Here is an 8,371-nt window from a genome sequence, read left to right as displayed (position 1 = left end):
CGTGGACGTCGATAGTGCGTTTCTTTGCGGGCAGATTGCCGCGCGCCATATGGTTGATCAGGGCGACGGCGGACGCATCATCAACATCACCTCGGTGCATGAACACACGCCGCTGCCAGATGCCACTGCTTATACCGCCGCCAAACATGCGCTCGGCGGCCTGACCAAGTCGATGGCGTTGAGTCTGTTGCCGCACCACATTCTGGTGAACGCGGTCGCGCCGGGCGCAATTGCCACCGCAATGAACGATATGAAAGACGATCAGCAAGGGCGACGTATGCCGGAAATCCCGATTGGGCGTCCCGGCGATACGCGCGAAGTGGCGAGTTTAGTGGCGTGGCTCTGCTCGGAATGGGCAACCTATACCACCGGACAATCGTTTATTGTCGACGGTGGTTTTATGCTGGCCAATCCGCAGTTTAAGGGTTATCACCAATAATCAACCGGCGCGGCGGCGGTTCCAGTGGCGAATGATGAAGCGCAGTACGATGCCGAAAATCACCGCTGCCGCCAGCCACAATACCGGCTTGAGGTGCTGATCGATCTTGTGCAGCCAGGGCGCGACGATCTGTCCGGCGAAGTAGCCGAGTGAAACAAAGATCAGCGACCACAGCGCCGCGCCAATCACGTTAAGAATAAAGAAGCGCAGCGGCTTGAGATGGCTGGTACCGATGATGATCGGCCCGACAATGCGAAAGCCATACATAAAGCGCACGCCAATCACGAACAGGCTGGGATGTTTGCGAATCAGCCGATTAGCTTTGCCGATGGTTTCCTGATGTTTACTGAAACGGCGCAAAATACGCGTGCCATAACGGCGTCCCAGCCAGAACAGCAGCTGATCGCCAATAATGCCGCCCGCCATTGCCGCCAGCACCACGCCGCTGAAGTGCAATAAGCCTTCATGCGCCGCCACACCGCCCAACAGCGTGAACGTTTCCCCTTCGGCGATACAACCAATCAGCAGCGCCAGATAACCGTATTGGGTGATTAATCCATTGATATCGAGATGCAAATTATCCTCCCTGCAAAGTGTGAAATCGCTATTAGTGTATACCAGCGGCTTAATTTGTGTGGCGACCCGCAAAAACGGCGCTGACGATTATACTTGAGTTAACGCTGCCTCCGTTGATCAGGCCGTTAGCTGTAAGGGCAGCCCATCGCAGCAAAGGAGTAGATGTATGAATCATGTCTGGGGTTTACTGGCGCATCCAGGTCAGGAAATGCGCGATATTAAACAGGAAAATGAGAGCGTTTCGCACCATTACACCCATCATGTTCTGCTAATGGCGGCGATCCCGGTGATCTGCGCCTTTATCGGGACTACGCAACTGGGCTGGAATCTGGGCGAAGGGCAATTCGTACAACTCAATCTACTGACCGGTATCGGTCTCGGCATTCTGTTCTATCTGATTATTCTCGGCGGCGTGGCGGTGATGGGGCGGGTGATCCACTGGATGGCGCGAAACTATCCGCAGCGTCCTAGCCTGCAGCGCTGCACGGTGTTTGCCGGCTATGTGGCAACGCCGCTGTTTCTCAGCGGGCTGGTGGCGCTCTATCCGTTGGTATGGCTTTGCGTGCTGGCGGGCGCGGTGGCGCTGGTGTACACCGGTTATCTGCTTTACGTCGGTATCCCGGTGTTCCTGAGCATCGACCGTGAAGAGAGCCTGCGTTTCTCCGGTTCAACATTGGCGATTGGTGTGCTGGTGTTTGAGGTGCTGCTGGCGCTGACGGTGATTTTGTGGGGTTACGGGCCGCGTTTGTTCTGAGGTTAGCCAGGTCGCCATAAATGGCGACCCTACAAAAAACGCACCCACCCCGTAGGGTCGCCATTCATGGCGACCTTGCCCTAAAACGCACCCAGCCCGTAAGGTCGTCTTTTATGGCGACCTTTTTAACGCCCAGAAACAATCTCGATAAGAAATTTCTCAGGTAAGTGCGTATGATACTGCTGCCAGCCCGCATCCCGTCTGGATTGTTGCGGGCGGCCTGTGTCTTAACACAGCGCAAAACTCCTTACCGGATTTTTTTGACACGATGTCTGCAAAAATGCGTATTTCCTTGCTGTCGCTGGCGCTGTTTGTCGCCGCGCCAGCCGCTGTAACGCCCGCGCTGGCTGCGCCGGCGGCACTCTCTAACCTGGCGCCGATTGCTCAACCGCAAATCGCCTCTGGCAGTGCCATGATTGTTGATTTGGAAAACGGCAAAGTGCTGTTTTCCAGCCATCCTAACCGCGTACGTCCAATCGCATCACTTACCAAAGTGATGACGGCGATGGTGGTCCTGGATGCCAAGCTGCCGATGGATGAGATGCTGTCGGTGGATATCAGCCATACCGCTGAGATGCGCGGCGTGTTCTCCCGCGTCAAACTGAACAGCGAAATCAGCCGCCGCAACATGCTGCTGCTGGCGCTGATGTCCTCGGAAAACCGTGCTGCCGCCAGCCTGGCGCATCACTATCCGGGCGGTTACGATGCGTTTATCCGCGCCATGAACGCCAAAGCGCGTGCACTTGGCATGACGCACACGCGCTATGTGGAGCCAACAGGCCTGTCGATTCAGAACGTTTCCAGTGCCGAAGATCTGGTTAAGCTGGTGAAAGCCACGCGTCAGTACCCGCTGATTGGCGAACTGAGCACCACCAAAGAAGATACTGCGGTATTTAAACATCCGAACTACGCGCTGCCGTTCCGTAACACCAACCATCTGGTGTACAAAAACGACTGGCGTATTCAGCTGACCAAAACCGGTTACACCGACGAAGCCGGGCATTGCCTGGTGATGCGCACGGTGATCAACAACCGTCCGGTGGCGCTGGTGGTGCTGGATGCCTTTGGCAAATACACCCATTTCGCCGATGCTAATCGCCTGCGCGACTGGCTGGAAACCGGCAAAGCCGCACCGGTTCCGGCCGCTGCGCTGGCGTATAAAAAGCAGAAGTCCGGTTTGACTGCCAGCAACAACGAGGCGGAATAATCACTCGCAGGTAATCTGTCGTAGGGTCGCCATTAATGGCGACCTGTTTCAACTCGATCTACCGACAAAATCTCTTATCGTTAGCGCCAAAGTTTTACACCTTCATTCCTATAGTTTCAGTGTCGGCAACGTCTTAAACTAGCCGCCATTCACGATCGCACTTGCGTTTATCGGCTGTTATTGCGCTGGAATCTCATTCATATGTTCAAGTTTCGTCATCTGTTTACCCCGTTTTTACTGCTGCTTGTGCTGTTAGCCCCCACGCTGAGCGTGGCCGCTGATACTCCGCCCAACGATCAGGCAGAAGACGCCGCACCCAAGGTTAACGCCTCGGTCGAGCTGCCTAAAATGCAGAAAATTCTCGACAAAATTAAAGGCCAGGTGTCAGGCGATACCAATGAAAGCCAGCTCAACCAGCTCAATGAGATGGCGCTGGAGCTCTCTGGTAATGCCGAAACTCTCGGCCAGGCCTTAGTGCCGCAGCGTCAGCAGCTGGATGCCCAGTTAGCGGTGCTCGGCCCGGCCCCCAAAGCCGACAGCGGGGTGAAAGAGACACCCGAAGTGACGCGCAAACGTGCGGCACTGGAGAGCCAGAAAGCCAAGCTGGACGATCAAATCAAACAAGCCGATGGCATCAAAAACGGTGCGCTGGTGCTGTCATCGCAGATCGTCAACCTGCGTCGTGACCAGCTGAAAAGCCAGCTGGCGCTGAACTCCGGCAGTATCCTCGGCCCGCGTTTCTGGGCGCCGGTGATGAGCAGCCAGGATCTCGATGGCGAGAAGATCAGCGATTTTATCGCCGAATTGCAGGACACCGCCGCGCTGTCGTGGGAGTCGGGCTGGCGTTTTGGCACCATCGCCTGGCTGTTTGCCGCGATGCTGGTGATGACGCTGGGACGCCGCTACAGCGAAGAGTTCTTTGCCTGGGTCAGCATTCATAAAATGCCGGAAGGGCGCTTACGTCGCAGCTTCCTCGCCGCCACCACCGCGCTCACCACGCTGGCGGCGGTGGTGCTGACTTTTAATTTCATCGCGCTGGCCTTTACGCGCCGCGACGAAGTTTCTGGTGATGTGCAGGATTTTGTCGAGCGCCTGGTGCAGCTCAGCGTCTATTGCGGCTTGATTGCCGGTTTAGGCCGCGCGTTCCTCTCAACGCGTCGCCCAAGCTGGCGTTTGCCGGCCATCTCCAACGAAGTGGCGCAGGCGCTAAAACCGTTCCCGCCATTCACTGCGGCGCTGGTGTTTGTTTTCCAGACGGTGGAAGCCTTCAACTACAGCGTCGGCACCAGCCTGAACACCACCATTTTTGCTAACGGCTTGACCGCGCTGCTGATCGGCAGCACTGGGCTGGCGATCGGCATGCGCATCAACCGCGTGCGTCGTCGCATGGTGCAGGAAGGCCATCAGCCTGAAGCGCGTTCAACGCTGGTGGGATTGGTGCAGCTGGCGCTGATGCTGACGGCGCTGGGCATTCTGATATCGCTGATTATTGGTTACGTCACGCTGGCGCGCTTCCTCAGCTATGAAGTGATTTGGTGCGGCATCTTGTTTGGTTCGTTCTACTTCCTCAGCCATCTGGTGAATGACGGCTGCGAAAGCCTGTTCTCCACCAGCAATGCCACCGGCAAGCGCCTGCAAACCACGCTGAACATCGATGAGCGCTACCTGCAACAGGCGGCGACGCTGCTCAGCGCGCTGGGTAAAACCTTGCTGATTGCGATTCTGGCGCTGGCGCTGCTGAACGGCACTTTTGCCTCATCAACGCCGATTGAGCTGATCCAGAAGGTGATTGAATTCTGGGGCGGTAAAGGGCTGGAGTCGCTGAACATTGTGCCGGCGCACATGGTCAATGCGATTCTCTGTCTGGTGGTGGGCATTTACGTGCTGCGTTCGGTGCGTCGCTGGCTGGATAAAGATTTCCTGCCAAAAACCACCATGGATGTCGGCATGCGCGTGTCGCTGGTGACGCTGTTCAGCAACATCGGTTACGTGCTGATTATCCTGCTGACGCTGTCGATTATGGGCCTGCAGTGGAACAGGCTGGCGTGGATCGTCAGCGCCTTGTCGGTCGGTATCGGTTTTGGTTTGCAGGAGATCGTGAAGAACTTTATCTCCGGCCTGATTCTGTTGACCGAACGTCCGGTGAAAGTCGGCGATCTGGTAAGCATCAGCGGCATTGAAGGGGATATTCGTCGCATCAACGTGCGCGCCACCGAAATTCAGCTGGGCGACAAATCGACGGTGATTGTGCCGAACTCGCAGTTTATCTCGCAGAACGTGCGTAACGCCACCATGGGTAATGCGCAAGGCGTAGTCACCATTTTGCTGACCTTCCCGCTGGATATCGATCCGGTGCGGGTGCGTGAAATTCTGCTGGAAGTGTATCAGGAGAACGAACGTATTCTGGAGACGCCGGAGCCGTCCGTGTCGTTCAAAGATTTGACGCCGGCGGGCATCGTGTTAAGCGTTACCGGCAACGTGGCGGGTCAGCGCCAGATTTCCGGCGCCAAGAGTGATTTGCTGTTCGATATTCTGACGCGTCTGCGCAAAGAGGGCATTATGCTGTCAACGCCGCAAACCATGATTATCGAGCGCCGCGCTTTGGCTGCGGCACAAGATCAGCAAAGCGATCCGTTGCCATAAATCCGTAGGGTGGCCATTCATGGCCACCTTCACAACAATCGCTCGGTCTCAAACCTTCACCGCCCAACCCTTCTGCTTACTGGTTTTACCAATCCCCGGATTAAAGCTGTTGGTAGGATCCAGTTGCTGGTAAAACGCCTGCAGCTGCGGTTTCGCCTGATACAGATGGCCGACGTTATGTTCGGCCGGATATTCGGCACCGCGCGCGGCTAATATTGCCAGCATCTTCTCTTTCAGCGCATGCGCATCCACGCCTTTTTTCACGATGTAATCCTGATGGAACACGTGGCAGAAGAAGTGGCCGTAATAAAGACGATGACTTAAATCCTTATCGAACTCGGCTGGCAGACGCTCAAACCACTCTTCATCATTACGACGCAGCGCGATATCCAGCGCCAGAATGTCTTCCACTTCATCGGCATGCACTGCGTGATAGCGCACCGCAGCTCCGGCGGCAGCAAAGCGATGCAGGAACGCGTGCGCGCCCTCTTTGGCGTCGCAGGCAAAGAACGCGCCGCCGCCTTCTCGGAAATATTCGGTCAGATAAGCCTGCGCTTCGGCCACGCCGTCGCCAGACATCTTCAGCATCAGGTGATGCTCATATTTGTCGCGATACAGTTTGAGGCGTTTAGGCAGATGTTCCGGCAGCCAGCCGCTGACGCGCTGCAATAAACGATCGGTAAGATGCGGTTTCACCCAGCTCAGCTTGCCTAGCCAGGCATCGACGCGGCCTTTGAGGGTGAAAAACAGCGGCATTTTGTCGGTGCCGAGTTTGTCGATCATCACGAAGGTATCTTTACCGTACACCTCGGCGATGTCGAAAATGTCGCGGTGCATATATTCGCCCGCCACCGGCAGATGGGTAAACTCCGCCAGAATATGGCGACGAATATCGCCTAGCTCCGCCGGATTGTTGGTGCCGATATAGAACACCTGCTGCTGCGGTTCGGTAGGGAAAGTATCCAAACGCACGGCAAACACCGCCAGCTTCCCGGCGCAGCCGGAAGCTTCAAACAGGCGGCGCTCATCGGCGTTGAAGCGCGCTGGCGTCTGCGCATTAATATCGCGCACGCGCTCGGCGTATTCGTGATCCGAGGCGTGACGCTCGTCCCAGCGCACATCACTCTGCTGCCAGCGATCGTCATCCAGCCGACCCAACATCTCTTCCGGCGAGTGGCCAAGATCGATGCCGAGATGGTTCACCAGCTTGAGTTTGCCGCTGGCATCAATCTGTGCAAACAGCGCCATTTCGCTGTAGGCCGGACCGCGTTTAATCAACGATCCGCCCGAGTTATTGCAAATCCCGCCCATCACCGAGGCGCCAATGCAGGAGGAACCAATCACCGAATGCGGCTCGCGTCCGAGCGGTTTTAGCGCCTTTTCCAACTGATACAGCGTGCTGCCGGGGAAGGCGAGGATCTGTTTGCCGCTGTCGATCAGCTGCAATTTATCCAGACGCAAGGTGCTGATGATCACTACCGGACGATCGTAATCGTTGCCGTTTGGCGTGGAACCTTCGGTCAGGCCGGTGTTGGCGGCCTGCATTAAAATGATCGCATCGGCGCTTACCAGCGCCTGCAACGCACGCCACAGCTCAAGCAGCGAACCGGGGAAAATCACCGCCAGCGCCTCGCCTTCGCCGGAACGAAAACCTTTGCGGTAGCGCGCGGTTTGCTCCGCGTCGGTTAACAGGTTCGACGATCCGACCAGACGACGCAGTTCGGCGAGCAGAGTAGGGTGCGAAGTGTTGTTATTCATTGGCCTATCCTTGTCTTTAACATGGCGCATTTACTGTAGCACGCGTCAGCGACAGGGTCGCGGTGTGACATGGCGGCTACCTGCTATCCTCATCTTGTGGCAAACTGCCCCGGTTATTTCGATATTGCGCAGTCACTTAAGAGAACCCGACCTGATGAAATGGATTTACTCTGTTAGCCTCGCTGTCTCCTTAGCCATTCAGCCCGCTTTCGCGGACGACTTGTTTGGCCCACATCCGATGACTGAACAGGCGCGCGACGCCTTTGTGAATCAGCTGCTCAGCAAAATGACCCTTGATGAAAAAATCGGGCAGATGCGTTTGATCAGCGTAGGACCGGACACGCCAAAATCGGCGGTTCGCGACATGATTCAGCATGGTCAGGTCGGGGCAATTTTCAACACCGTGACGCGTCAGGATATTCGCGCCATGCAGGATCAGGTGATGCAGCTCAGCCGCCTGAAAATTCCGCTGTTCTTCGCCTATGACGTAGTGCACGGTCAGCGCACCATCTTCCCGATTCCACTTGGCCTGGCGGCGAGCTGGGATCTGGATGCCATCGCCGAGGTGGGACGCGTCTCTGCTTATGAAGCCGCAGATGACGGCCTGAATATGACGTGGGCACCGATGGTTGATGTGTCACGCGAACCTCGTTGGGGACGCGGCTCGGAAGGCTTCGGTGAAGACACCTTCCTCAGCGCACAAATGGGCAGCAGCATGGTAAAAGCCATGCAGGGCAAAAGCGCGGCGGATCGCTACTCGATCATGACCAGCGTGAAGCACTTCGCGGCCTACGGCGCAGTGGAAGGCGGACGTGATTACAACACCGTCGACATGAGCCCGCAGCGCCTGTTCCAGGATTATCTGCCGCCGTATAAAGCATCACTGGATGCCGGCAGCGGTGGCGTAATGGTGGCGCTCAACTCGCTGAATGGCACGCCAGCCACGGCAGACAGTTGGCTGCTGAAAGACATCCTGCGCGGCGACTGGAAGTTC

The 8,371-nt window shown here is 56.6% G+C and carries 7 protein-coding genes; 5 read left to right on the top strand and 2 right to left on the bottom strand.

What is annotated here, in order from left to right; genetic code table 11:
• Positions 1–439: SDR family oxidoreductase (locus tag RTY00_RS14535; protein ID WP_312664923.1), on the top strand; the 439-nt coding region annotated here is incomplete at its 5' end.
• Here RTY00_RS14535 and RTY00_RS14530 read toward each other — a convergent pair.
• A complete protein-coding gene (locus RTY00_RS14530) occupies positions 440–1,015 on the bottom strand; it encodes a DedA family protein (protein WP_008102658.1) in 576 nt (191 codons plus the stop codon).
• A 166-nt stretch (positions 1,016–1,181) separates the two neighbouring features.
• Here RTY00_RS14530 and RTY00_RS14525 point away from each other — a divergent pair, with 166 nt between their 5' ends.
• The 3 genes from RTY00_RS14525 (at position 1,182) to RTY00_RS14515 (ending at position 5,619) form a co-directional block, all read left to right on the top strand.
• On the top strand, positions 1,182–1,769 hold the full coding sequence (locus RTY00_RS14525) for a Yip1 family protein (RefSeq protein ID WP_008102656.1): 588 nt from the start codon (positions 1,182–1,184) through the stop codon (positions 1,767–1,769).
• Positions 1,770–2,037: 268 nt separating this feature from the next.
• Entirely contained in the window at positions 2,038–2,976 is a 939-nt protein-coding gene (gene pbpG, locus RTY00_RS14520) for a D-alanyl-D-alanine endopeptidase (protein WP_179451504.1), read from the top strand.
• Positions 2,977–3,177: 201 nt separating this feature from the next.
• A complete protein-coding gene (locus RTY00_RS14515) occupies positions 3,178–5,619 on the top strand; it encodes a DUF3772 domain-containing protein (protein ID WP_312664922.1) in 2,442 nt (813 codons plus the stop codon).
• A gap of 48 nt (positions 5,620–5,667) precedes the next feature.
• Here RTY00_RS14515 and dld read toward each other — a convergent pair whose 3' ends face one another.
• Positions 5,668–7,377, bottom strand: coding sequence for a D-lactate dehydrogenase (dld, locus tag RTY00_RS14510; RefSeq protein ID WP_312664921.1), 1,710 nt, complete (start codon positions 7,375–7,377; stop codon positions 5,668–5,670).
• A gap of 154 nt (positions 7,378–7,531) precedes the next feature.
• Here dld and RTY00_RS14505 point away from each other — a divergent pair.
• A partial coding sequence (locus RTY00_RS14505; RefSeq protein WP_312664919.1) for a glycoside hydrolase family 3 N-terminal domain-containing protein occupies positions 7,532–8,371 on the top strand: 840 nt, incomplete at its 3' end.

This window comes from Pantoea sp. CTOTU49201 (genome assembly GCF_032054795.1).
Lineage (GTDB): Bacteria > Pseudomonadota > Gammaproteobacteria > Enterobacterales > Enterobacteriaceae > Pantoea > Pantoea symbiotica.
Note: the sequence above shows the minus strand (reverse complement) of the source record. Positions and strands in the feature narration are given on the sequence as shown.

Coding starts and splice junctions, on each gene's coding strand:
- RTY00_RS14525 (WP_008102656.1), top strand. CDS start 1,182: ATGAATCATGTCTGGGGTTTACTGGCGCATCCAGGTCAGGAAATGCGC.
- pbpG (WP_179451504.1), top strand. CDS start 2,038: ATGTCTGCAAAAATGCGTATTTCCTTGCTGTCGCTGGCGCTGTTTGTC.
- RTY00_RS14515 (WP_312664922.1), top strand. CDS start 3,178: ATGTTCAAGTTTCGTCATCTGTTTACCCCGTTTTTACTGCTGCTTGTG.
- dld (WP_312664921.1), bottom strand. CDS start 7,377: ATGAATAACAACACTTCGCACCCTACTCTGCTCGCCGAACTGCGTCGT.